Consider the following 22,478-nt stretch of genomic DNA (forward strand, 5'->3'; position numbering starts at 1 on the left):
GTTGTACACCGGGCGACTTCCTTACAATATAAAAAATGCGGCAATGATGAATACCAAAATAATTACCAGGTATTGCCAAACGTCCACGAAATAAGGATGATATTTTTTAAATGTCTCTTTCAATTTCATGGTGCGAAGATAAAAATATCCGCTTTAGAAACTTAGGAGTTGAGAGAGTTTGGATTGTAAAGCTTTTAATTCTTTACTTTTTTCAGAGATTAAATTGTTATTGGTTTCCAAGTCGGTCTCCACCTCTGTTTTCTTCGCTTCTGTCTTGGAATTCTCTGCTTTAATTTCTTCAACTTCTTGCGTATTCTGAGCAATTTCTTCTTCTTCACTCTTTATCTCCTCTTGATACTTTTCTATCTTCAATTGAGCCTTTGACACTTTGCTTTCGTATTTGGCAATTTTCTTTTCATTTTTCGAAATTTCCTTTGCCAGACTCGCTTGTTCTGAAACATCTTTTTTGCGCTCCTTGTTCAACTTTTCTAACTCATCTGTTTTCTCCTCTATTCTTTCATTTACTATATCTGCATAAAAGCTTTTAGCAAAGTCTTTCAATAAATGCTCAAGCACATCCGACTCATCAGCATACTTTTCAGAACTCACGTACTCTCCATTGCTCAAGCGCATATAAAGGGCTAGCGCATTGCTCATTCCGTTCTCTTTAATTACAAATACAAAATTGAATACTTTATCACTTATCCTCGAATTGGACAAAGCCTCGCCCTTCAGTGTACTACCTATACCTTTCAACTCTAGAGCATACCTATCTTCTAGGAATTCCTTAAAACTTTTCTTCACGTCTTTGGCATCTCCTTGTACATTGAGCGTAAAGGCATTACACTGTTGTTCATCAAGGGGTTGTAACTGTTCAGAAACGGTAATACTCGTTGGAATATCAATTTCTTGGGCGTCAAGTGTTAGTGCCAATAGGCACATGAGTAATGTAAAAATCTTGTTCATTTTTAGTTGTTTTTAATTTGTGACTCTTTTAGATTTTTGATTTCCTGCTGTAAGGATTTAATCTCTTTGTTTTTCTTACTAAAGGATGCAATATCCGTTACTCGCGCGAAGAGATAACCGAATACACCGATTAGTAGAAGGATTAAAGACAAGGGCACTTTGAATTGATAGGTGACAAAGGTCAAAGTTACTTCATCTAAATTTTGAAAAATAAAAACAAGCACCACCACCCCGAGGAGTAACATAAGTACGAGTTTAATTTTCCCAAAAAGATTTAAATTGTTCCAGTAAGATTTCATTCTCAAAATGTAAGAAAACATTTTGGAAATCGGAAATTTGGTAACCGAGAATTGAGAAAGGAAATTTGAAATTGGAGAAAGAAAATTTGAAATTTGAAATTGGAGATTGGTAATTTGAAATTGGTCCTTCGGCTACGATCAGGAACCTAGATTGGAAATGTTAATTTCAAAATCCTAATTCAATAACTCACCATTCATAATTCTTAATTCTTAATTCTTAATTTATTTAGAATTTCATTGTTTCAAAATCATTGATGGGCACAAATTCAATTTTAAGGGATAGTTCTGACATAACTTGGTTCAAAGTATCCCTACCCGCTTTTTTCCTTGGTTTGGGGTAGACGCACAACAAACTGTAGGCATTAAATTCATCGGATAGTGCCACAAGTTCTTTTAATCTTTCACTTACATTCTTGCTTGAAGTGTTAAAATCCAAACCTTTAACTACCAGTTTTTTATCTTTAGAAAAAAGATCTATCTTGATGTCCAAATCAGAATTACGTTTCACCTTTTTAACCATCACGTCGCGTTTAAATTCTAAGTAACGGTTGGCATTTGTTAGCGCCCTCCATTTGTGGTAAAAACTCTTGCGAACTTGCTTTTTCTTTTGGGGTTTATCTCCCAACATTTTCATCATCAAATCTAAATGAGCATTCTCATCCATCCAGGCATTTACTGTTGTTGGCGCAGAGTACTTAATGGCTTTTTTACTGCGTTGAGACAACTTGGCCATTTGATCCGAACTATAGGTAGGATCGAACAACAACAAGTCATTCCCTGTAGTTCTGTACTTATCTACTTGCTGCTGAAACCCCTTTAAATGTCGGCGTAGACTTAAGAAAGTATTTCTATGCACTACATCACCCAACAAACGCATACGTTTCTCTGAGATATACAGTCGTGGTCCTTCTGCACCTGCTGTAAACAAAGCCACACAAAGTAGCTCGTCGTTCAAAACACTGGGTTTAATATATATGAGTGAGTAGAAAGATTCCATGCTATAAATGTAAAATGTAGTCTTTAAATAAGGCTGTTGTATACTTTAAAAATTCAGGATCAAAACACTTTTTTAATTCATCCCAATAAGCATTACGCTTACTTGGAAATAAGGACAATTGATGTTTTAGGTTTACCTGAAAACGTTCATCATTCAGTGCCAAAAACTCTTCTAGATTCACTTCCAAATCTGCCTTTTGATAGGCGAAAAACTGTTTAACCGAAGGAATGTTAAGTCCTGATTGCGAGAAATTTAAAGGAGAAAACTTAAAGCTTTCGTAATTATTGGCCGGTACAGGATGAATTTTAAAGGAGTTCTTTTTTCCAGGGACTATCAACACCGTATTACGACCGCCGTACAAAGGAAAAAAAGTATCAAATAGGAAGCTTACAAAGAGCGCACTTGGCTTTAGAAACTGGTTAAATTTCCGTTTACTTTCCCACAAATAAACCTGCCATTCATCAAACTCTATGGTTGCTTCTTCCTCCTCTATACAGAGGTAATTTTGACCTTTGTAGGAGAAACGCGCCGTATCAAAACTCTTCATTTTAAAGTGCGCAAAGCAATACTCTCGCAAGTAATGTATGATTTTTAGATCTTCTGAAATAGGCGACCACAAGGTATAGTTTTTACCCTCCTCAGTTAAAAGAACGGTGGGGGCATTCTTAATACTATTACTTATGGTATATGGTTTAAGTTCTTCCAATCTATTTTGCTGTTCGGGCTAACATAGGTACAAAGCTAAAATCTCCAAACTCTTGCTTGGTAAAATCAGTTGCACTCTTCTTTACAATTTTAGTCATAATTTGCTTAGCTCCCTCACCTATAGGAATCACTAGAATTCCGCCCACTTTCAATTGATCCAAAAGAGCATCCGGAATAAAAGGTGCACCACAGGTAACTAAGATTTTATCAAAAGGTGCAAACGTAGCCTTTCCAGCGTAACCATCTCCGTAATACAACTTTGGAGTGTAGCCCAATTGATGAATAATATTCTTCGATTTCAAGGCCAATTCGCGCTGACGTTCTATAGAAAACACCTTCACGCCCATCTCACACAAGATAGAAGTTTGGAACCCACTACCCGTTCCTATCTCTAACACCTTTTCTTTCGGTTGTAACTCAAGCAATTCGGTTTGAAAAGCAACCGTATAAGGGTGAGAAATTGTTTGACCAGCACCAATTTGAAAAGCCATGTTAGAATAAGCTTGTTTTTCAAAGGCCAAATCCAAGAAAAAATGACGCGGAACAGCATCAAAAGCTTCAAGTACTCTATTGTCTCTAATTCCCTTCTCACGTAGCTCTTCTATGAGCTGTTTACGCATTCCCTTATGCTTAAATGTATCAACCATCGGAACAAAAATAGACTTAATAGAAGAAGTAACACCAGAAAAAATTCAAAGAATATTAACAACAAATCTTTAAATAAATATGAAAAGAAAGCAGTGTGCTGAACTTTAAGATTTTATTTTTGTTGTTGTAAGTATTCCAAAGACGATATAAGGCATTATGAAGAAATTTGACATCCCCGCACACTACAGATCTGAACTCATTTCTAAGGTGAAGGAAATCAGGAAACAAAAAGATCCACGTAAGAAGGATTTTAACCCAACGGTACTAGATTTTGGGGCTGTACGCTTCTTAATTGCCCGTCATTTTGGATTTTGTTATGGGGTAGAAAATGCCATAGAAATATCTTACAAGGCCATAGAAGAAAATCAAGGGAAGCGTATTTATTTGTTGAGTCAGATGATACACAACCCTATTGTAAATGCAGATTTGGAAGGATTGGGCATACAATTCTTGCAAGACACCTTGGGTAATCAATTGATTCCTTTTGATGTATTGACCAAAGATGATGTTGTCATCATTCCTGCCTTTGGAACAACCTTAGAGTTGGAAGATAAGCTGTCTAAAATTGGTGTTGATGTTCAGAAATACAACACTACTTGTCCTTTCGTTGAAAAAGTATGGAAACGTTCGGCAAAATTAGGAGCTGATGATCATACTATTATCATACATGGTAAAAATAAACACGAAGAAACCAGAGCTACATTCTCTCATAGTTCTAAAAATGCACCTTCTATAGTTGTGAAGGATTTGAAGGAAACCCAAGTTTTGGCCGATTTCATCTTAGGAAAACGAGATCTAAGTGAATTTGCACAAACCTTCGAGGGTAAATACTCTGAAAATTTTGATCCTTCCATTCATTTTGAAAAGCTTGGCGTAATCAATCAAACAACTATGCTTGCTACAGAAACGCAAGAAATTGCGGACTACGTGAAGCAGGTTATGGTTGAAAAATACGGCGAGGAAAACATCAAAGATCATTTTGCCGATACACGCGATACACTATGTTATGCAACAAATGACAACCAAAGCGCTACACTATCATTAATGGAGCAAGATGCAGATATGGCCATAGTGGTTGGGGGGTACAATTCTTCTAATACATCACATTTAGTTGAATTGTTAGAACAAAAATTCCCTACTTATTACATTTCTTCTGCAGATGAAATTAAGAGTGAAACAGAAATCCACCATTTCAATATGCACAGCAAAACGATGGAAACAACTACAGACTTCTTTCCTAAAAAAGAGAAGCCAACCATCATTTTAACAAGTGGAGCATCTTGTCCGGACGCTATGGTAGACAAAGTTTTATACACTCTATTGAGTAAGTACAACAATACAAAAGAGGTTGCTACCGTTTTGGAAGAAATAGAAAACACCTATTAAAATGCGTACAATTTTCCTCGACCTGATTGCCCTTTTCATTTGTATTTTTCTTTCGGCCAATATATTGGTGGAGATACATGCGCAGCATAAAAACTTTTATTTCAGCAAAAGTTTAGAAGGAAAAGATTACACTACGGCCTTGCTTTTAGGATGTGGTAAGCATGGAAGAGTGGGAATTAACCCTTATTACAAATATAGAATTGACGCCACGGTTGAACTTTATCAGAAAGGTCACATTAAACAAATATTAATTTCTGGAGATAACGGAAGAAGTAACTACAGTGAACCTGAAGATATGCGTGACGATTTAATTGCACGTGGTATACCTGCGTGTGTAATCACCCTAGATTACGCAGGATTTAGAACTTTCGACAGTATGTACAGGGCCAAGGAGATTTTTAAGCAGGATAAATTTTTAATCATTTCTCAAAATTTTCACAACGAACGCGCTTTGTTTTTAGCACACGCCTTAGGAATTGATGCCATTGCCTATAACTGTAAGGATTTAAAGGCAAATAAATCCAAATTTAGCTTTATCAATGTTAGGGAATATTTGGCCAGAACCAATGCTTTTATTGATTGTTACTTGATTTTCAAGCGTCCTAAATTTTTGGGAAAAACTGAAAAGATGAGTAGCTGTTAGTCCTGTAGTTTATCTTCTATATACAAGGAAATAGCCTCCCCCTGTTCCAATACTACTAGATGACCTTCCTCTGGCAAAAGTAAATCAGCATCTTCTCTGGCGGGTATTAATTTATCTGATGCTCCGTGTATAATATGAGCATGAATTGTAGTACAACCCTCCCACCGTGCAATCGCATCTATAGCTCTTCGAATAAATACAGGGTCTGCGTCTGCCATCATTTCTTTAAGAATACGTGTAGAATGAGTTGATTTTGCTCCAAAATACCAATCTAAGATGGGATTAGAATGGGTTAACATAAAGTCGGGCAATAGATACTGAACCCCTAGTTTACCCAAAAGCAGAATTCTACTAATATCCTTAGGATGTTTAGCCGTTGAAAGCAAGAACAAATGCTTGGGTGCATGGATTTTTGAAATTTCTTGTGCAAGCATTCCGCCAAGAGACAACCCTAGAAGCGAAAACTCTTCTTCTACATCCATACTTTCATACAAACGCTTGGAATAACTTTTTAAGCTCTCTTTCTTATTAAAAGGAATCCAAGGAACCGGAATTAATTCCACGTCCCTTGGATTTAAAGCTGTAAAAGCCCTATGATTTACCCCTAATCCGCTAATACAATAAATCTTCCTCATGCTTTCAACTGACTAACGTCACCTAAAATAACTAAATCTTTTGTCCTTTAATACGCAAACTATTCAATACTACAGAAATAGAACTAAAGGCCATGGCTGCACCCGCCAACATTGGATCTAGCAAGAATCCATTGATAGGATACAGTACACCTGCTGCGATAGGAATACCGATTAAATTGTAGATAAAGGCCCAAAAGAGGTTTTGTCGTATACCCTTTACCGTTAAATGAGAAATTGCAAAGGCTTTGTTGAGTAATTTTAAATCAGAACCGATAAGGGTGATTTGCGCCACATCTATGGCTACATCAGAACCTTGTCCCATGGCTATACTTACATCTGCTTGCGCCAAAGCCTCCGTATCATTAATACCATCACCTATCATGGCTACCGTTTTACCTTGTGTTTGTAGGTCTTTCGCCAATGCTGCCTTGTCTTGCGGAAGCACGCCTCCTTTAAAATGAGTAAGTCCAAGTTCTTTAGCAACTACAGCAGTTGTAGCTTGACTATCTCCACTCATCATATAGATATCAATTCCAGAAGCTTTTAAATCGTCAAGTACAGATTTAGCACCTTCCTTTATTTCATCTCGAATTCCAATTAATGCTAAAACACCCGCCTTATTGGCAAAAGCCACCAAAGTTTTGGCTTCACCTTGCCAATTTTCCGCTTCATCTAATTGATGTTGCGGAAGAGGAATAGCAAGTTCTTTCATCAAAGCAATACTACCAATGAAATATTCCACACCTTCCTCATCCTTTGCTTTAACTCCTTTACCTTTAAGTGTATCGAAGGATTTTAATTCATCACTGCTCTTTATACCTTCGTCTTTAAGACGTTGAACAATGGCATGCGCCAAAGGATGTTCTGATTTCTCTTCAATTTCTAATAAGATAGGATTTAACACTTCAGTTTTCGCATCCTTGCTCCAAAGGATATCTGTAACTACGGGTTTTCCTTCCGTAACCGTTCCTGTTTTATCAATGATAATGGCATTCACCTTGTGCGCCAATTCTAAGCTTTCCGCATTTTTAATGAGGATATTGTTCTCTGCTCCTTTACCCATCCCAACCATTATGGCTGTTGGTGTGGCCAATCCAAGGGCACATGGACAGGCAATAACCATCACGGCTATGGCATTCATGGTGGCATGGAAGACCTTATCTTCACCTCCCCACAACATCCAAGCCCCAAAGGTCAATAAAGCGATACCAAAAACTGTTGGAACGAAAACACTGGCAATCTTATCGGCTAACTTTTGAACAGGAGCTTTACTTCCTTGCGCTTCCTTTACACGTTCTATCACTTGGGCAAGAAAAGTATCCTTCCCTACTTTGGCTGCCTTCATTTTAAAACTACCATTTTGGTTGATAGAACCTGTAAATACCTGATCATCCTTTTGCTTGAATTCAGCTACAGGCTCACCGGTAATCATACTTTCATCTACATAAGAATCACCGCTAATTATCTCTCCATCCACAGGAATTTTATCTCCGGGCTTCACCAAAACAACATCGTGAACCGCAACTTTATCTATGCTTATGGTTTGAACTTCACCCCAGCGCTCAACTTGCACTTCCTTGGGTTGTAATCCGATGAGTTTCTTTAAGGATGCACTGGTTTTTGATTTGGCTCTTTCTTCGAGTAAATCACCTATGGAAATAAAAGTGATGATAACCGTAGCTGCCTCGAAGTAGACGTGAGACATCAACCCTTGTTCCATCCAAAATTGCGGATAAAAAGTATTGAAAGTACTGATTAGAAAAGCGATACCTGTACTCATGGCCACCAAAGAATCCATGTTGACTTGTCCGTGCTTGGCTTGTTTAAACGCATTGACAAAAAAGTGTTTACCAAAAACAAACAAAACTGGAATACTTAAAACAAAGGAGATATATTCCCCGGGCTTCCAATCCATAAAAAACATGGATAGTGCAAAGACAGGGAGTGTAAACACTCCTGCCCAAATGGTATTCTTTAATTTCTTTTGATACGCCTCACCTTTCCGCTCCTCCTCGTCTTCATCTTCTATCAACAAAGTATAACCTGCCTCACTCACTGCATCGCGCAAACTTTCTTTGTTTACATCGGCTTCGCACTCTATAGTTACGGAGTTATCTGCAAAGTTTACGGCAGCATGAATTACTCCCTCTTGATTGTTCAAGGCTTTTTCAACGTGGTTGGCACAACTCGCACAACTCATTCCTTCTACTGGAAATGTATTTTTAATTGTTTTTGACATTTTCTTTGTGTTTAATGATTACAACAAAGTTCGTCCATTCAACTAAAAATATACTTATACAATTTTGTGGAGATTTTATAAGATTTTGGTTTTCTAGAGTTGATCTATACTCAAACGCTTTTTTTCCTCGCTTTTCTTAAAGGCACTCGGAGTTTGTCCGGTTACTTTTTTAAACTGACTCGAAAGATAAGCCGCCGAGCTATAATTCATTTGAAAGGCAATTTCAGAAAGACTCATTTCATCGTAACTCAATAATTCTTTCACCTTTTCTATCTTTTGTTTGAGTATGAACTGTTCTATGGTCTCTCCTTCTTCTTTTGAAAAGAGTTTACTTAAATAGGTGTATTCGTGATGTGTTTGCTCACTGAGGAAGGCTGAAAAATTAACCGTTAAAGGTTCTTTGGTATGATGTACTTGTTGTACCACAAGAGATTTTATCTGCGTTACCAAATCATTTTGCACACTTTCACTGCGCTCAAAACCCAAGCCCTCTAATCCTTCGTCTAGTTTTATGAGTTCTTCTCTTGTTGGATCTTTTGATAGTTTTAGTCTTCCCAACTCTACATCTTCCACCTGTAGTTCCAAATCTTCGCATAAAGATTTAACAGCCGCTATACATCGCGGGCAGACCATATTTTTAATAATGATTTGTTTCGTATTCATACCTAACTAAAGGTAAGCTTTTCTTTAAAAGAGGAAGAAAAAATTGATGGATAAGTTGGGAAAGGGTAATGTGAAATACAGGTCACAAAAAAAGGGAAGTGCAAACCACTTCCCTTCTCAATATTATAGTCGATTAACTATTGCTTATGATACAACGTTCATATCATCCAATACTTTCATCACTCCTTTAACAGCAACTGCAGATTCTTCTAACAATGCTCTTTCGTCAGCGTTCAAGTCTAATTCAATAATTTTCTCGATACCGTTTTTACCTAATACTACTGGTACACCTAAGTAGATGTTATCCATTCCGTACTCACCTTGTAACCATGCACAAACTGGGAAAATACGTTTTTGGTCTCTTACGATAGCCTCAACCATTTGCGCTGCAGCAGCTCCTGGTGCGTACCATGCGGAAGTACCTAATAATTTAACGATTTCACCACCACCAAACTTAGTTCTTTCGATGATTTCGTTTAATTTATCTTCTTCGATTAATTCAGTTACAGGAATACCTCCAACTGTAGTGTAACGTGGTAATGGAACCATAGTATCACCGTGACCACCCATTAATACCGCTTGGATATCTTTAGGAGAAACGTTCAATTCCATAGCCAAGAAAGAACGGTAACGTGCAGTATCTAAAACACCAGCCATACCGAATACTCTTGAAGGATCTACTTTTGCAGTTAAGTATGCACAGTAAGTCATTACGTCTAACGGGTTAGATACGATAATGATTTTTGCTTCTGGAGAGTACTTGATTACGTTTTCAGTTACAGATTTAACGATACCTGCGTTTGTAGCGATTAAGTCATCTCTAGACATACCTGGTTTTCTTGGTAATCCAGAAGTGATAACAACAACGTCAGAATCTGCAGTTTTTGAGTAATCATTAGTAGAACCAGTAGTTCTTGAATCGTATAAGTTAATTGGAGATGTTTCCCAGATATCCAAAGCTTTACCTTCAGCAAAACCTTCTTTAATATCTAACAATACGATTTCATTTGCGATTTCTTTGTGCGCTAATACATCAGCACATGTTGCACCAACGTTACCAGCACCTACTACCGTTACTTTCATTATAATTAGTTTATTGTATTAAAAAATTCAAAGCGAAATTAATCATTTTTTGAGGAAATATTTACCATTAAAGTATTTATCTTCCAGAAAATTCTCTGAATGTGATTTTTGTCACACAATTAAGCTCCATCATCTGTATTTCTTCCTAAAATTCCCTTATATTCAAATTAAGTTGACAGCTTAAGCTTAGTTTTTTCGTCAGAGTTTAGACAACTAGCTTATGAACATTTTGATGTTAACTATTAAAAAGAATTATCTCTATAAAAAAATGGCAACCTAATAAAAGGTAGGTCGTTAAGCAAGTGTATAAACGGTGGAAAAGGAACAATTAAAAAAAATAATTGATGGTTGCGTAGCGGGAAATCGATACGACCAAGAGCAACTATTCAAGATGTTTTATGGTAAGATGTTGGCCGTATGTATGCGCTATACGAATGATAAAGACAGTGCTCAAGAGGTACTTCAAGAAGCATTTATTAAAATATTCGACAAGCTTAAAGATTTTGATTTTAAAGGATCTTTTGAAGGTTGGGTACGAAGAATCATGGTAAATGCATCGATAGACGCAACGCGTAGGTTAAAACGTCAACCCTTTAGAACAGATGAAACTTACCTATTTGTAAGTAACGAGGAAGATGAAAATGAAACAGATTTACAAGAACTTAAATCTATTAAAGCGGAAATGGCCTTAGAAGCAATTCAAGACCTCTCACCGGCTTACAGGACAGTTTTTAACCTTTACGCCATTGAGAATTACACGCACAAAGAAATAGCTGAGTTACTTGATATAAGTGAAGGAACTTCAAAATCTAACTATTCTAAAGCAAAACAAAACTTGAAAAAAATATTAGAACGCAAATTTGTCAAACTACACGAATGAAAGACAATTTAGAAAACATATTAAAGGACAAACTCGAAAATTTTGAGTTGCCTTACGAAGCATCCGCTTGGTCGCAAATGCAAGCCAAGTTAGATGCAAAAGCTAGTCCTACCACATCACGTTGGTATTGGTTTGGAGGAGCTGCAGTAATTGCAATTTTAAGTTCCTTGTTGGTTATGACCTGGGATACCCATCCTGAAGCGCAACAACAACGTTCAGAAGTAGAGGTTTCATCTCCTATTGAAGAACAACCTGACAATGTGCTACCAACTCCTCAAAACGACGAAACCAATTTGGTGAGTGAGGAAAAGGAAGTTAACCAAAACGAAGTGGTTATTGAATACGCTCCAGAAAAGGAAGTAGCAACAGAAAAACGCAAAGAAACGACAAAGGTGGAAAGCGAAAAGCCTCAGGCAACACCTATTACTTCGGTGATGAAGCAAAGTGAAGAAAACAAACTCGTAGAACAACCTGTCATAGATCTTCAACCTGAAAAGGATGTGAATGAATTGGTATACACTACAGGAATTATAGGTTCTACCTTGCTTTGTTATAACGACGAACTTGTTATCAGAAATAACAGTTTAAATCATAAAGTAAGAGCGCGTGTTAACGGTAAAACGTTTGAGTTAATGCACAATGAACAAGCGAAAATCTCAAATATTACCGCTGCTACACAAGTAGAATACTTAAATGCGAAAAATGAAGTAATTGGTGTAGAGTATATTTCTTTACACGAAAAACCAAATCTTTTCTTTAGAGCAGAAGCCAATTTGTTTAATGAGCGCAACGGATTACCTGTGATACAGATCTCAAATACAAATGAAGTTTATACTGGTCAATGGTATTTAGATGGAAAGCCAACTTCTTTAAATGAAAATGACGAAATCTATTGTTATACAAAAGGTGCGCACACCTTAAACTATGAAGTAAGTGATATGAACGGGTGTACGTATACAGAACAAAAAACTGTAACGGTAGACAAGGATTTCAATTTAATGGCAAACAATGCGCTAAACCCAGAGAGTATAATTCCAGAAAACAGAACCTTCTTACCTGAAAGTTTAACACGTATGAATGTTCCTTTCACCTTTAGGGTTATAGATCCAAGTAACGGAGGAGTAATGTATGAAACTAACGATGTTACGCAACCTTGGGATGGAATAGACATTAGAACTGGACAACTTGCGAAATACAACCAAACTTTCATTTGGCAGGTAAGTTTAGAAAAGAGCATAGAGAATGCACCAAAAACATATAGAGGAGATGTAGTTCTTGTACAGAAACGCTAAGTTTCATTCTACTCCCTTTCTATAAGGCTACCTTAAGGTAGCCTTTTTTGTTTACCTTAAGTATGAAACATAAAAAAAGAGATAGTATTTACGACTATCTCTTTTTTGTATTTCTATGTACTCCTCCTCTTTCCAACTACACAACAAACAAAAAATCAATTATTGATAAGCATCAGCTCTTATGGTCATGAGTTTAAACAAACGGTCAAACACATGATTATTCTCTTCTATAAAGGTATTAGCATCGTGCATTAGGTTTTCCAAATTCTCATCGCCGGTATCATCCATGAGGTGATTGGCCTTGCGTAAATCTGGTTGCAGTCTGAAATAAAGTAGATTCCTATCTTTTCTTGCATAGTCTTCCATCTCTAGATGAACCCTTTGCATTTCCAACTCTATCATATCGTGTTTTTCCTTGGGCAGTTCACCAGTACCTAAACTTATTACCACAATAGGATCATTGGGATAATACATCTTGGCGTATTCATAGGCCAACTTACTTGGATTTTTCGCGGTTAAAATTCCATCGGCAAGTTGTTTGTCTCCTAATTGAACTGGAGGGAAATAACCGGGAACTGCAGAACAAGCCATCATGATTTTAGATAGAGATAGATTTCTATACATATCCATTCTATCGGTAAATATGAAAGGAGAATCTGCATTCATGTCATAACTTACAAAAAGAAAGTGCTTGGAAATACCACTTACGTTCACCTCTCCAAAATTATTTTCTAAAATTAATTTCAAAGGATACTCAGGCATGGCACTGTGCAAGGAAACATCTCTACTAAAGATTTGATGACCTCTTTTTAAATAAAGGTCTAATATTCTATCTGGCGTAAATATGCTGCGTTCATTTTCATCGCGCAACATTAGGGCTCCTGAAATAATTGCTCCAGTAGAGGTTCCAGAAAACACGTCTATCCAGTTAATCATATCGATATCTGGATCTATTCCATAACAAGTCTTCTCTATATGTTTCAATAAAGTTAGGGGTATAACTCCCCTTATGCCACCGCCGTCGATAGCCAGTACTGTTCTATATTTACAACGCATGTAGGTAAGTTAAGAAATTTAGAGATGCAAAACAAAAATATTTATGCACCTTCAGTCAAGCTGTAAATTCTAAAAAAAACTGATTTAATTGAATTAAGCGGGAAAGGATTTTAAGTATTTATGAAAATGAAAATAAGGTAGGAAACCTCTCAAGAACATCCACGCCACCATGGCCCACCAAACACTTTGAAGCGTAGGTGAAAAATAATCAAGAATTAACAAAGCGGGAAGAAAACCTATACAGGAAGAAATAATCAGGAGGTTCCTTAAATATTTCGCTTCACCCAAACCTTTATAAATACCATCCATTACAAAAGCCAAAGCATTAACAGGTAAACACAAGGCGAAAAGAGGAAGTATATTGGGATAATAATCTTTAACCGCATCATCCTTGATAAATAAGCCTATAATTTCTTCATCAAAAATCAACAAAGCAGCTGCAAGTACAAAGGATACTCCTATACCTAACTTTAGATTTTTGGCCCTGGTTTCGTGCAAGGCCGCTCTATTTTTTGCCCCCAAATATTTACCACTCAAAGCATTGGCAGCCGTGGCAAACGCATCTAAAAAGAAGGCTGAAAACAACCATAAATTGAGTAACAAGGCATGTGTACCGGCTTGAGCTTTACCATAGGCATTGGCATATCTATAGGTAAGCATCAAGGTAAGGTTGAGCACCAAAGTTCTGGCAATTAAGTTGAGGGCTATCAGAAGTAATTCTTTAAAGTAATGGTTGATGGTCCATGAGAAATAGAGTTTTAATTGCGACTTCAACAAAAAATACAAACTCATCAACAACATAACTCCTTGTGCAATTAGAGAAGCGATGGCTGCACCCTCTATTCCCATTTCCAATCCAAAGACAAAAAAGAAATCCAGCGCTACATTTAATACTCCCCCCACTATAGAGGTAGTCATGGCCCAATAGGTATTTTGTAATCCTCTAAATACACCAAACAAAGAAAAAGTAATCAAAGTGATTGGGAAACCAAAGGCCCTAATTCCGTAATAGCTAGTGGCTACCTCGCCCACGATGGGATCTGTGTTGTAGACTTCTAAGAATATCCAATTGGAAATAAAATAGGTACTTACAAAAGCGAATACGCCTAATAGGAAATTAAGCAGCACCATTTGTGGAATCAAAGTAGCAACTGTTCTGAGTCGTTCAGCGCCAAATTGACGCGATACGATGGCGGAAATTGCACTTTTTGTTTGGGCAAATATCCACAACAAAGCAGAAACTAAACTTCCAGCAACACCAACAGCAGCTATGGCTTCTAGTGCTCCGTAGTTCTCTTGATCTGGCATGTTTCCTATGATGGCCAAATCAGTTAAACTTAAAAAAGGTTCAACTATCCCACCAAATAAGGCAGGAATAGCTAATTTATAAATCGCTTTGTATTGGGGTTCCTTTGACATCTGCTGGCAAAACTAACCAATTCGCTTTTTTCCCCGACTTTTGTTCTAAAATATATTTGTCCTCCCCCAAAAGCTCATCCTTTAAAACTTCAACTATGGGAGCCAAATCTTCAATTTCTGAACTACTTGCAAAAAGTATTTCTCTTTGGGTCACCTCCAAGAAAATGGTAAGGTCTGAAAAATTAGCATCCTCGCCTACTCTTACGCTGGCGCATCGTTCACCAAAACAATCCAACCAATTAAAAAAAGCATTTTCAGTCAAAACACTATCGCTAAAGGTCCATTTTACCACGGTGAATTTCAGGGAATCTAAATTTCCAACTCTCGCCCATTTCTGGGAATAATTTAACCGATCAGGGAAATAAGCAAAATCGTTTGTCAGTTTTTTAAGTTGAAGTCCTTGCACATTTTCCAATAACAAACTATCTTCTTTTACCGCATTAGCCAAATAAAAAACCTCTTTATGCTCCAAAGTATCGCGTTCCAATCCTTCTTGGTACTCGCGTTCAGAGGTAGGCATGATATCTTTATAATCAACGGCTTCTACCTCCGCCTTTTTGGAACAAGCTGTTATAGTAAGTAAGGCTAAACTACAAGCCAGCAATACATTGTATCGTTTCATCAATATCCTTTTCAGAATTGTCTAAATGAGTCACAATTCTAATTTTATCATCTCCGAAAGGCATAATCAAAATTCCTTTCGCTTTGAACTCCTCCACTAACGCAGCTACATCGCTTTTCTTGTGCAGTTCTGCAACAACTATGTTAGTATGTACATCCAAAACGCGTTTCACTCGAGAAACGTTAGTCAAAGCCTCACCTATTTTTCGGGCTGCAGCATTATCCTCTTTAAGTCTCTCTATATGATTTTGAAGTGCAAACAAACCTCCTGCAGCAATTATACCTGCCTGACGCATACCTCCACCCAATACTTTTCTTACTCTGCGGGCTTTAGGAATAAAATCTTTTGATCCTAATAAAAGCGACCCAACTGGAGCGCCAAGTCCTTTAGACAAACAAATGGAAATGCTATCAAATTGTTCTCCGTATACTTTGTAATCTATACCCGTTTCAACCAAAGAATTGAAAAGTCGTGCACCGTCTAAATGAAGCGGTAAACCTTTCTCTACACAAAGAGCCTTTATCTTTTTAATTTCTTCGAAATCGTAAATGGCCCCTCCTCCTCTATTCATGGTATCTTCCAAAGCCACCAGTGTGGTAAGTGGTAAATGAATATCCAAGGGATTGTTAATATTTTGAGCGATTTCATCTGCAGTAATTCTACCTCTATCCCCCAATAATAATCGAACAGAAGTTCCTGAATTCTTAGCTATTCCTCCACCTTCATACTTGTAAATATGGGCATCTGCAGCACAGATTACTTCATCTCCAGGTTTACAATGAACGTTGATGGCAATTTGATTGGTTTGCGTACCTGAAGAACAAAATAACGCAGCCTCTTTACCAAACATCTCCGCTGCAAAGCGCTCTAATTCATTAATGGTTGGATCATCTCCAAAAACATCGTCTCCAACTTCTGCTTTGAACATGAATTCTTTCATTGCCGCAGTTGGCTTCGTTACGGTGTCTGATCTAAAATCTATCATACTACAGTTTTCTTGCAATGTTTAATCCATCTCTTATTGGAAACAAGACATTCTGAACACGCTCATCTGCCTGTACCATTTTATTGTAATCCATGATAACCTGAGTATCGGTATCCAATTTGTCGTAATCTTCAAGTACTTTACCGCTCCACAACACATTGTCGGCAATGATGTATCCACCTTTCTTCACTTTGTCAAAAACCAAATTGTAATAATTCACATAGTTGCCTTTGTCTGCATCAATGAATACCAAATCATATTCTTCCTTTAAAGAAGGAATGATCTCCATGGCATCTCCGATAAGGGCTTTGATTTTACCCTGCATTCCAGCTTTTTGGATAAACTCTTGAACCATATCTTCAAGTTCGTAGTTCACATCTATGGTTGTAATGCAACCTCCATCTGCCAATCCTTCAGCAAAACACAAGGCTGAATACCCGGTATAAGTTCCAATTTCCAATACATTTTTCGGTTGTATCATGTGCGAAAGCATGCTCAACACTCTACCTTGAAAATGACCACTTAACATTCTAGGTTGTAATACCTTTATGTGTGTTTGTCTGTTCAGTTGGTATAATACTTCTGGCTCATTTTCTGAATGAGCAACCACGTAATCGTCTAATTTTTGATCTAAAAACTGCATTTTTTCTCGTATTCTAGTGAACTGTGTCGAAGATAATTAAATTTGCGTACGATGCTCTATGCAGCCTGGTAAAATCATTTCACCGTCTTCCTAGAGCCAAAACTTTAATAAAATAGAATACAGTGAAGGTAAAAGATGAAATGACGGGATATTGTGGAATAGGTATTATGCGCCACAAAAGAGATCACAATATTGGAACTTTATGGAGATCAGCATACATACTTGGTGCTTCTTACATTTTTACCATAGGTAAGAGCTATAAAAAGCAGACTTCTGATGTGTTAAAGTCATGGACAAAAATTCCTCTTTTTCACTACGAAACTTTCGAGGATTTTAAAAAGCACTTGCCTTACGATTGTAGATTAATAGGAATAGAATTAGACGAAAGAGCAACACCTTTGAAAGAGTTTGTCCACCCAAAGCGATGTGTTTATCTTTTAGGAGCAGAGGATAACGGATTACCGCCAAAGGTATTAGACGAATGTCACGCTTTAATTCAATTACCAGGAACCAACTCATTAAATGTAGCCGTTACAGGAAGTATAGTCTTGAACGACAGGGTTGAAAAAATACCCATGAAATTACCATAAAGAAAAAAAGCCTCATTTTACGATGAGGCTTTTTTTTCGAGTATTCTTTTGGTTTGAATAAATTTTATCTCAAAATAAAGTATAGCAATAAAACACAAGACGGATAATACAACGGCACCGTACATGAAAATAGGTTGTTCTTTGTCCATCAATAAAACAGCTGTAGCTAAGCAAACACCAACAAGAACTACAAGTAAATATCTTACCTTCTTCTTTTTTTGGTGATTAAGCATTAATAACCAGGTTAAATACTCCGATTTATCTGGATATAAATCATACAGGCGCTTGAACCTTTTATAAGATGTTTCTACATCATTAAGTTTGTACGCGATTTTTGCCAAGTTGAAGAGCATGAGTTGGTAGAGCTTAGTACTATCTCTTTCTTTCTCTGTTAAATTATCGAATTGAAAAAGAGCTTGTCGGGTAACACTCTCAGCTTCTTGATATTTTTCTACCTGGTATAATTTATCGGCATAATTGGATAACAGAACCAGTCGTTTGCGTTGTATGGATGAGTCAACCTCCTCCTCTTCTATTTTCTTTCCGAGAAACACAAAGTTGTCTTGATACAATTTGATGTAATCGCAATGTTTCTCCCCTTGATTAAGGGAAAGAAGATGAGTATATAGTTTATTGAACTTAGTAAGGTCCTTGTACATTTATTCGGTGACTTGGTCAGCACCAAAAGTAATCAATTCGAAAGCTTATAAAAAATTAACACTTTCGTTTTACAGGAGTTCTTTCTTAACGGATGGAAATAACTTCTAAACGACAGAAGTTATAAATAACTAAAATATTAGTTATTCATTTTAAGTTCATAACGAAAAAAATCCTCACCGTACTACTACGATGAGGATAATTATTTTGATAACAAATAAATGAATTATTTACCTGCTCTTTTTCTTTCGTTTTCTGATAACAAGATCTTACGCATACGTAAAGATTCTGGAGTACATTCTACGTACTCATCAGCTTGGATGTATTCTAAACACTCCTCTAAAGAGAACTTTTGAGCTGGAGCAATTTTCACTTTATCATCAGCACCTGAAGAACGCATGTTAGACATTTTCTTCGTCTTTGTTACGTTTACAACTAAATCGTTGTGTCTTGAGTGCTCACCAATAACCTGTCCTTCGTAGATAGGTTCGTTTGGATCGATAAAGAATTTACCTCTTTCTTGTAAGTTACTCAAAGAGTAAGGAATAGAAGTTCCTTTTTCCATAGAGATTAAAGAACCATTCAAACGTCCAGGAATCTCTCCTTTGTACGGTTGGAATTCAATAAATCTATGTGTCATAATAGCCTCACCAGCTGTTTGCGTTAACAAGTAGTTACGTAAACCGATGATACCACGCGAAGGAATGTTAAAGTTAATGATCATACGATCACCTTTCGCTTCCATGTTTGTCATTTCTCCTTTACGCTTAGAAACTGCTTCTACTGCTGTACCTGAGAATTGCTCTGGAAGGTCAATTGTTAACTCTTCAATTGGCTCACATTTTACACCATCAATTTCTTTGATGATTACTTGTGGCTGACCAACTTGTAATTCGTATCCTTCACGACGCATTGTTTCGATCAATACAGATAAGTGCATTACCCCTCTACCGAAAACCATCCACTTGTCTGCTTTCTCTCCTTTTTGAACTCTCAACGCCAAGTTTTTCTCTAACTCTTTGTCTAAACGCTCTTGGATGTGACGAGAAGTAACAAATTTACCTTCTTGTCCAAAGAAAGGTGAATCGTTAATAGAGAACAACATACTCATTGTTGGCTCATCAATAGCGATAGTTTCTAATGGCTCTGGGTTTTCTGCATCACAGATAGAATCTCCAATTTCGAAACCTTCGATACCTGTAATTGCACAAATATCTCCTGGTTGTACTTCGTCTACTTTAATACGCTCAGTACCTTCGAAAACGAATACTTCTTTGATTCTGTGTTTTTGTTGCTCACCATCTCCTTTCGCTAAAACGATAGGTTGGTTTGCTTTCAATACACCTCTAGACAATCTACCGATGGCAATACGACCAACGAAAGAAGAGTAATCTAATGATGTAATCAACATTTGTGTATTTCCTTCCTCAATTTTACGAGGCGGGAAGTAATTCAAGATCTCATCCAATAAAGGAGCTACTGAATCAGTTTGATTTTTCCAATCTGTAGACATCCATCCGTTTTTCGCAGAACCATAAATCGTTGGGAATTCCAACTGATCTTCGTTTGCGTCTAATTCGAACATCAAATCGAAAACTTTTTCGTGTACTTCATCAGGAGTACAGTTTTCTTTATCTACTTTATTTACTACTACCAATGGCTTAATACCCATTGATAATGCTTTTTGCAATACGAAACGTGTTTGCGGCATCGGTCCTTCAAAGGCATCTACCAACAAACAAACACCATCAGCCATGTTCAATACACGCTCTACCTCACCACCAAAGTCGGCGTGACCAGGAGTATCGATAATGTTGATTTTTGTGTTTTTGTAAGTAACAGAAACGTTTTTAGAAACGATAGTAATCCCTCTTTCTCTTTCAAGGTCATTGTTATCCATCATTAACTCACCTGAGTTATTTCTGTCTCTTTCTGTGAAGCTTTCTCCAGCTTCAATCATTCTATCAACCAAAGTTGTCTTACCGTGGTCAACGTGTGCGATAATCGCAATGTTTCTAATTTCCATTGAATAATTCTAAAATCGGTGCGAGGTTCTTTCTTCAACCGAACACCAAATTTGTCATTTTTTACTTTACTCTATATTAAGGTCACATTAAACTTTATAGAAGTAGGAAGAAGTTGCCTCCCTCCTACTATTAAGCTTTGCTTTCTTAATCTTTTGTTTGATTTAAAATCTTCATTCAACTTTTTGAACGTATCATTCTAAATCAGATATTCTATCGTCTAGCGCTAGATCTTCTGTTTCCACCTCCAGAACGACTCCCTGGTCTTCTGTCTCTAGAACCAGCGTTTCCTCTTCCTCCGCCTGAGCGACCTCCGAATCCACCTGATGATCTACCTCCACGTCCACCAGAAGAACGACCACCACCTGAGCGACCTCCACCTGATTTCTCTTTCGATAATTCTATCTTCATTTCTTTACCTTCGAAGTCAGCTCCGTTGGCTTTTGCTAAGATTTGATCGATGTCTGTTTTGTCTGCATCAAAGAAAGAGTAAGACCCCATTACGTCAATACGACCAATAGAACCAGAATTGATTCCTGTTGAATCGCAGATTACACGCAATAATCCACCTTTATTTAATCCATCCTTCTCACCTAAAGTAACAAAGAATCTAGCTTTGTTTTCATCGGTTCTACCACGTCCGTTAGAACGACCACCTCTATCACCTCTGTCAGATCTATCTTCTCTGTCAGATGCACTTGCATTAAGGTCTCCCGCATGCTTGTAGTAGTCTAAGAATCTATTGAACTCAGCAGATACAAATCTTTTGATTACTTCTTCCTTCGTTAAATCTTCGAAGTCAGAAAGTATAGCTGGTAAAAACTTCTCTATATCAGATTCTTTTACCTCTGTGCTTTTAACTTTGTCTATCATTGCCGTTAACTGAATACCACAAATTGCTTGTGCATCCGGAATATTAGCAAATGTAAACTCTGTTCTAATAACACGCTCTATAGCTCTAATCTTACCTTTTTCTCTTGTATTGATCAATACTAAAGATTCACCTTTTCTACCTGCACGTGCTGTACGTCCAGAACGGTGTGTATAGTTTTCTATATCATCCGGTAAGTTGTAGTTAATTACGTGTGTAATATCGTCTACGTCAATACCACGAGCAGCAACATCAGTAGCTACCAACAATTGTAAAGATCTGTTACGGAAAGAATCCATAACTCTATCTCTTTGCGCTTGCGATAAATCACCGTGTAATGCTTCTGCATTGTATCCGTCTCTTCCTAATTTTTCAGCTACCATCTGCGTTTCTCTACGCGTACGGCAGAATACTAAACCAAAAATTGAAGGGTTAAAGTCAATCAAACGCTTTAATGCATGATATCTATCTTTTTCTTTCACACAGAAATAGATGTGCTCAATGTTTGCGTTTGTTTCGTTTTTATGTCCTATCGTTACTTCTAACGGATTTGACATATAGTTTTTCGAAATGTTTGCCACTTCTTTTGGCATTGTTGCTGAAAACAACCATACGTTTTTCGACGGTGGTGTTTCTTTTAAGATGAAATCCAAATCTTCTTTGAACCCCATGTTCAGCATTTCGTCAGCCTCATCTAAAACAACGTATTCAACGTCGTCTAATCTTGCCGCTTTTCTGTTGATTAAGTCACACAGACGTCCTGGTGTTGCTACTATAATAGAGACACCATCTTTCAAAGCTTTCATTTGGCGACGGATATCCGTACCCCCATAAACTGCTTCTACACGTATAGACTTATCGTACTTGGAGAAATTTTTAAGGTCGTTTGCAATCTGCAAACACAACTCCCTGGTTGGACAAATAACAAGGCCTTTAGGAGACTTTCCTGGCGATGTAATGTTGTTAATCAATGGCAAACCAAATGCGGCTGTTTTCCCCGTCCCTGTTTGAGCCAATCCTACAAAGTCGCTTTCCGTTTGTAATAAATGTGGAATTGCTTGTTCTTGAATTGGTGTTGGTGACTCAAAACCAAGGTCTGCTATCGACTTAACTACCTCGCTTCTAAGCCCTAATTCACTAAAGGTCATAAAATATATTATCTAAAATTGACTGCA

The 22,478-nt window shown here is 37.2% G+C and carries 22 protein-coding genes; 5 read left to right on the forward strand and 17 right to left on the reverse strand.

The genetic code is table 11. The features are described 5' to 3' along the window. Positions 1-153 precede the first annotated feature (153 nt). The 5 genes from BM327_RS03230 to BM327_RS03250 all read right to left on the reverse strand — a co-directional run bounded on the left by BM327_RS03230 (position 154) and on the right by BM327_RS03250 (position 3,614). Complete coding sequence (locus BM327_RS03230; RefSeq protein ID WP_139230228.1) at positions 154-966, reverse strand: hypothetical protein; 813 nt, start codon at positions 964-966, stop codon at positions 154-156. A 2-nt stretch (positions 967-968) separates the two neighbouring features. Then, entirely contained in the window at positions 969-1,211 is a 243-nt protein-coding gene (locus BM327_RS03235; protein WP_170853655.1) for a lipopolysaccharide assembly protein LapA domain-containing protein, read from the reverse strand. Between the two features lie 280 nt (positions 1,212-1,491). Then, positions 1,492-2,262: a hypothetical protein gene (locus BM327_RS03240; RefSeq protein WP_090246264.1), complete on the reverse strand. Its 771-nt coding sequence runs from the start codon at positions 2,260-2,262 to the stop codon at positions 1,492-1,494. 1 nt (position 2,263) lies between these two features. Continuing rightward, a complete protein-coding gene (locus BM327_RS03245; RefSeq protein WP_090246266.1) occupies positions 2,264-2,968 on the reverse strand; it encodes a hypothetical protein in 705 nt (234 codons plus the stop codon). A 1-nt stretch (position 2,969) separates the two neighbouring features. Further along, positions 2,970-3,614 carry a protein-L-isoaspartate(D-aspartate) O-methyltransferase gene (locus BM327_RS03250; protein ID WP_090246268.1) on the reverse strand — a complete coding sequence of 215 codons (645 nt, stop codon included), beginning with the start codon at positions 3,612-3,614 and terminating at the stop codon, positions 2,970-2,972. A 157-nt stretch (positions 3,615-3,771) separates the two neighbouring features. Here BM327_RS03250 and BM327_RS03255 point away from each other — a divergent pair, with 157 nt between their 5' ends. Then, a complete protein-coding gene (locus BM327_RS03255) occupies positions 3,772-5,001 on the forward strand; it encodes a 4-hydroxy-3-methylbut-2-enyl diphosphate reductase (RefSeq protein WP_090246271.1) in 1,230 nt (409 codons plus the stop codon). Between the two features lies 1 nt (position 5,002). After that, positions 5,003-5,644, forward strand: a complete 642-nt coding sequence (locus BM327_RS03260) for a SanA/YdcF family protein (RefSeq protein WP_090246273.1) — start codon at positions 5,003-5,005, stop codon at positions 5,642-5,644. On the opposite strand, the gene BM327_RS03265 is transcribed toward BM327_RS03260, so the two are convergent. From BM327_RS03265 to mdh, 4 genes are all read right to left on the reverse strand, one after another. Next, positions 5,641-6,279 (reverse strand): hypothetical protein, encoded by a 639-nt coding sequence (locus BM327_RS03265; RefSeq protein ID WP_090246276.1) that lies wholly within the window; start codon positions 6,277-6,279, stop codon positions 5,641-5,643. The two genes, BM327_RS03260 and BM327_RS03265, sit on opposite strands and share 4 nt — an antisense overlap. Before the next feature lie 31 nt (positions 6,280-6,310). Further along, complete coding sequence (locus BM327_RS03270; protein WP_090246279.1) at positions 6,311-8,518, reverse strand: heavy metal translocating P-type ATPase; 2,208 nt, start codon at positions 8,516-8,518, stop codon at positions 6,311-6,313. A 93-nt stretch (positions 8,519-8,611) separates the two neighbouring features. Beyond that, positions 8,612-9,181, reverse strand: a complete 570-nt coding sequence (locus tag BM327_RS03275) for a helix-turn-helix domain-containing protein (protein WP_090246282.1) — start codon at positions 9,179-9,181, stop codon at positions 8,612-8,614. Positions 9,182-9,325: 144 nt separating this feature from the next. Continuing rightward, positions 9,326-10,264: a malate dehydrogenase gene (gene mdh, locus BM327_RS03280; protein WP_090246285.1), complete on the reverse strand. Its 939-nt coding sequence runs from the start codon at positions 10,262-10,264 to the stop codon at positions 9,326-9,328. A gap of 313 nt (positions 10,265-10,577) precedes the next feature. Here mdh and BM327_RS03285 point away from each other — a divergent pair, with 313 nt between their 5' ends. Then, a complete protein-coding gene (locus BM327_RS03285; RefSeq protein ID WP_211664703.1) occupies positions 10,578-11,144 on the forward strand; it encodes an RNA polymerase sigma factor in 567 nt (188 codons plus the stop codon). After that, positions 11,141-12,436 (forward strand): hypothetical protein, encoded by a 1,296-nt coding sequence (locus BM327_RS03290; protein WP_090246286.1) that lies wholly within the window; start codon positions 11,141-11,143, stop codon positions 12,434-12,436. The genes BM327_RS03285 and BM327_RS03290 overlap by 4 nt, the downstream gene beginning before the upstream one ends. Positions 12,437-12,595: 159 nt before the next feature. On the opposite strand, the gene BM327_RS03295 is transcribed toward BM327_RS03290, so the two are convergent. The 5 genes from BM327_RS03295 to BM327_RS03315 all read right to left on the reverse strand — a co-directional run bounded on the left by BM327_RS03295 (position 12,596) and on the right by BM327_RS03315 (position 17,161). Beyond that, positions 12,596-13,492 carry a patatin-like phospholipase family protein gene (locus BM327_RS03295; protein ID WP_090246288.1) on the reverse strand — a complete coding sequence of 299 codons (897 nt, stop codon included), beginning with the start codon at positions 13,490-13,492 and terminating at the stop codon, positions 12,596-12,598. A gap of 93 nt (positions 13,493-13,585) precedes the next feature. Beyond that, the gene (locus BM327_RS03300; RefSeq protein WP_090246292.1) at positions 13,586-14,911 is read right to left on the reverse strand and encodes an MATE family efflux transporter; all 1,326 of its coding nucleotides are present in this window, start codon (positions 14,909-14,911) and stop codon (positions 13,586-13,588) included. Beyond that, positions 14,877-15,533: a hypothetical protein gene (locus BM327_RS03305; RefSeq protein ID WP_090246294.1), complete on the reverse strand. Its 657-nt coding sequence runs from the start codon at positions 15,531-15,533 to the stop codon at positions 14,877-14,879. Before BM327_RS03305 ends, BM327_RS03300 begins: the two co-directional genes overlap by 35 nt. Further along, positions 15,502-16,518: a threonine aldolase family protein gene (locus BM327_RS03310; protein WP_090246296.1), complete on the reverse strand. Its 1,017-nt coding sequence runs from the start codon at positions 16,516-16,518 to the stop codon at positions 15,502-15,504. Before BM327_RS03310 ends, BM327_RS03305 begins: the two co-directional genes overlap by 32 nt. A 1-nt stretch (position 16,519) precedes the next feature. Continuing rightward, positions 16,520-17,161, reverse strand: a complete 642-nt coding sequence (locus BM327_RS03315; protein WP_090246299.1) for an O-methyltransferase — start codon at positions 17,159-17,161, stop codon at positions 16,520-16,522. Positions 17,162-17,283: 122 nt separating this feature from the next. Here BM327_RS03315 and BM327_RS03320 point away from each other — a divergent pair, with 122 nt between their 5' ends. Beyond that, positions 17,284-17,751: an RNA methyltransferase gene (locus tag BM327_RS03320; protein ID WP_244526186.1), complete on the forward strand. Its 468-nt coding sequence runs from the start codon at positions 17,284-17,286 to the stop codon at positions 17,749-17,751. A 17-nt stretch (positions 17,752-17,768) separates the two neighbouring features. On the opposite strand, the gene BM327_RS03325 is transcribed toward BM327_RS03320, so the two are convergent. The 3 genes from BM327_RS03325 to BM327_RS03335 form a co-directional block, all read right to left on the reverse strand. Continuing rightward, the gene (locus BM327_RS03325; protein ID WP_090246301.1) at positions 17,769-18,410 is read right to left on the reverse strand and encodes a hypothetical protein; all 642 of its coding nucleotides are present in this window, start codon (positions 18,408-18,410) and stop codon (positions 17,769-17,771) included. A 224-nt stretch (positions 18,411-18,634) separates the two neighbouring features. After that, on the reverse strand, positions 18,635-20,434 hold the full coding sequence (gene typA, locus BM327_RS03330) for a translational GTPase TypA (RefSeq protein WP_090246304.1): 1,800 nt from the start codon (positions 20,432-20,434) through the stop codon (positions 18,635-18,637). 211 nt (positions 20,435-20,645) lie between these two features. Beyond that, on the reverse strand, positions 20,646-22,451 hold the full coding sequence (locus BM327_RS03335) for a DEAD/DEAH box helicase (RefSeq protein WP_090246306.1): 1,806 nt from the start codon (positions 22,449-22,451) through the stop codon (positions 20,646-20,648). Positions 22,452-22,478 lie beyond the last annotated feature (27 nt).

The sequence above is a fragment of the Lishizhenia tianjinensis genome, assembly GCF_900116425.1.
Classification (GTDB): domain Bacteria; phylum Bacteroidota; class Bacteroidia; order Flavobacteriales_D; family Crocinitomicaceae; genus Lishizhenia; species Lishizhenia tianjinensis.

Bases quoted from the DNA above. Each gene is read 5' to 3' on its own strand.
- BM327_RS03230 (WP_139230228.1), bottom strand. From the start codon at position 966: ATGAACAAGATTTTTACATTACTCATGTGCCTATTGGCACTAACACTT.
- BM327_RS03235 (WP_170853655.1), bottom strand. From the start codon at position 1,211: ATGTTACTCCTCGGGGTGGTGGTGCTTGTTTTTATTTTTCAAAATTTA.
- BM327_RS03240 (WP_090246264.1), bottom strand. From the start codon at position 2,262: ATGGAATCTTTCTACTCACTCATATATATTAAACCCAGTGTTTTGAAC.
- BM327_RS03250 (WP_090246268.1), bottom strand. From the start codon at position 3,614: ATGGTTGATACATTTAAGCATAAGGGAATGCGTAAACAGCTCATAGAA.
- BM327_RS03255 (WP_090246271.1), top strand. From the start codon at position 3,772: ATGAAGAAATTTGACATCCCCGCACACTACAGATCTGAACTCATTTCT.
- BM327_RS03260 (WP_090246273.1), top strand. From the start codon at position 5,003: ATGCGTACAATTTTCCTCGACCTGATTGCCCTTTTCATTTGTATTTTT.
- BM327_RS03265 (WP_090246276.1), bottom strand. From the start codon at position 6,279: ATGAGGAAGATTTATTGTATTAGCGGATTAGGGGTAAATCATAGGGCT.
- BM327_RS03270 (WP_090246279.1), bottom strand. From the start codon at position 8,518: ATGTCAAAAACAATTAAAAATACATTTCCAGTAGAAGGAATGAGTTGT.
- BM327_RS03275 (WP_090246282.1), bottom strand. From the start codon at position 9,181: ATGAATACGAAACAAATCATTATTAAAAATATGGTCTGCCCGCGATGT.
- mdh (WP_090246285.1), bottom strand. From the start codon at position 10,264: ATGAAAGTAACGGTAGTAGGTGCTGGTAACGTTGGTGCAACATGTGCT.
- BM327_RS03290 (WP_090246286.1), top strand. From the start codon at position 11,141: ATGAAAGACAATTTAGAAAACATATTAAAGGACAAACTCGAAAATTTT.
- BM327_RS03295 (WP_090246288.1), bottom strand. From the start codon at position 13,492: ATGCGTTGTAAATATAGAACAGTACTGGCTATCGACGGCGGTGGCATA.
- BM327_RS03300 (WP_090246292.1), bottom strand. From the start codon at position 14,911: ATGTCAAAGGAACCCCAATACAAAGCGATTTATAAATTAGCTATTCCT.
- BM327_RS03305 (WP_090246294.1), bottom strand. From the start codon at position 15,533: ATGAAACGATACAATGTATTGCTGGCTTGTAGTTTAGCCTTACTTACT.
- BM327_RS03310 (WP_090246296.1), bottom strand. From the start codon at position 16,518: ATGATAGATTTTAGATCAGACACCGTAACGAAGCCAACTGCGGCAATG.
- BM327_RS03315 (WP_090246299.1), bottom strand. From the start codon at position 17,161: ATGCAGTTTTTAGATCAAAAATTAGACGATTACGTGGTTGCTCATTCA.
- BM327_RS03325 (WP_090246301.1), bottom strand. From the start codon at position 18,410: ATGTACAAGGACCTTACTAAGTTCAATAAACTATATACTCATCTTCTT.
- typA (WP_090246304.1), bottom strand. From the start codon at position 20,434: ATGGAAATTAGAAACATTGCGATTATCGCACACGTTGACCACGGTAAG.
- BM327_RS03335 (WP_090246306.1), bottom strand. From the start codon at position 22,451: ATGACCTTTAGTGAATTAGGGCTTAGAAGCGAGGTAGTTAAGTCGATA.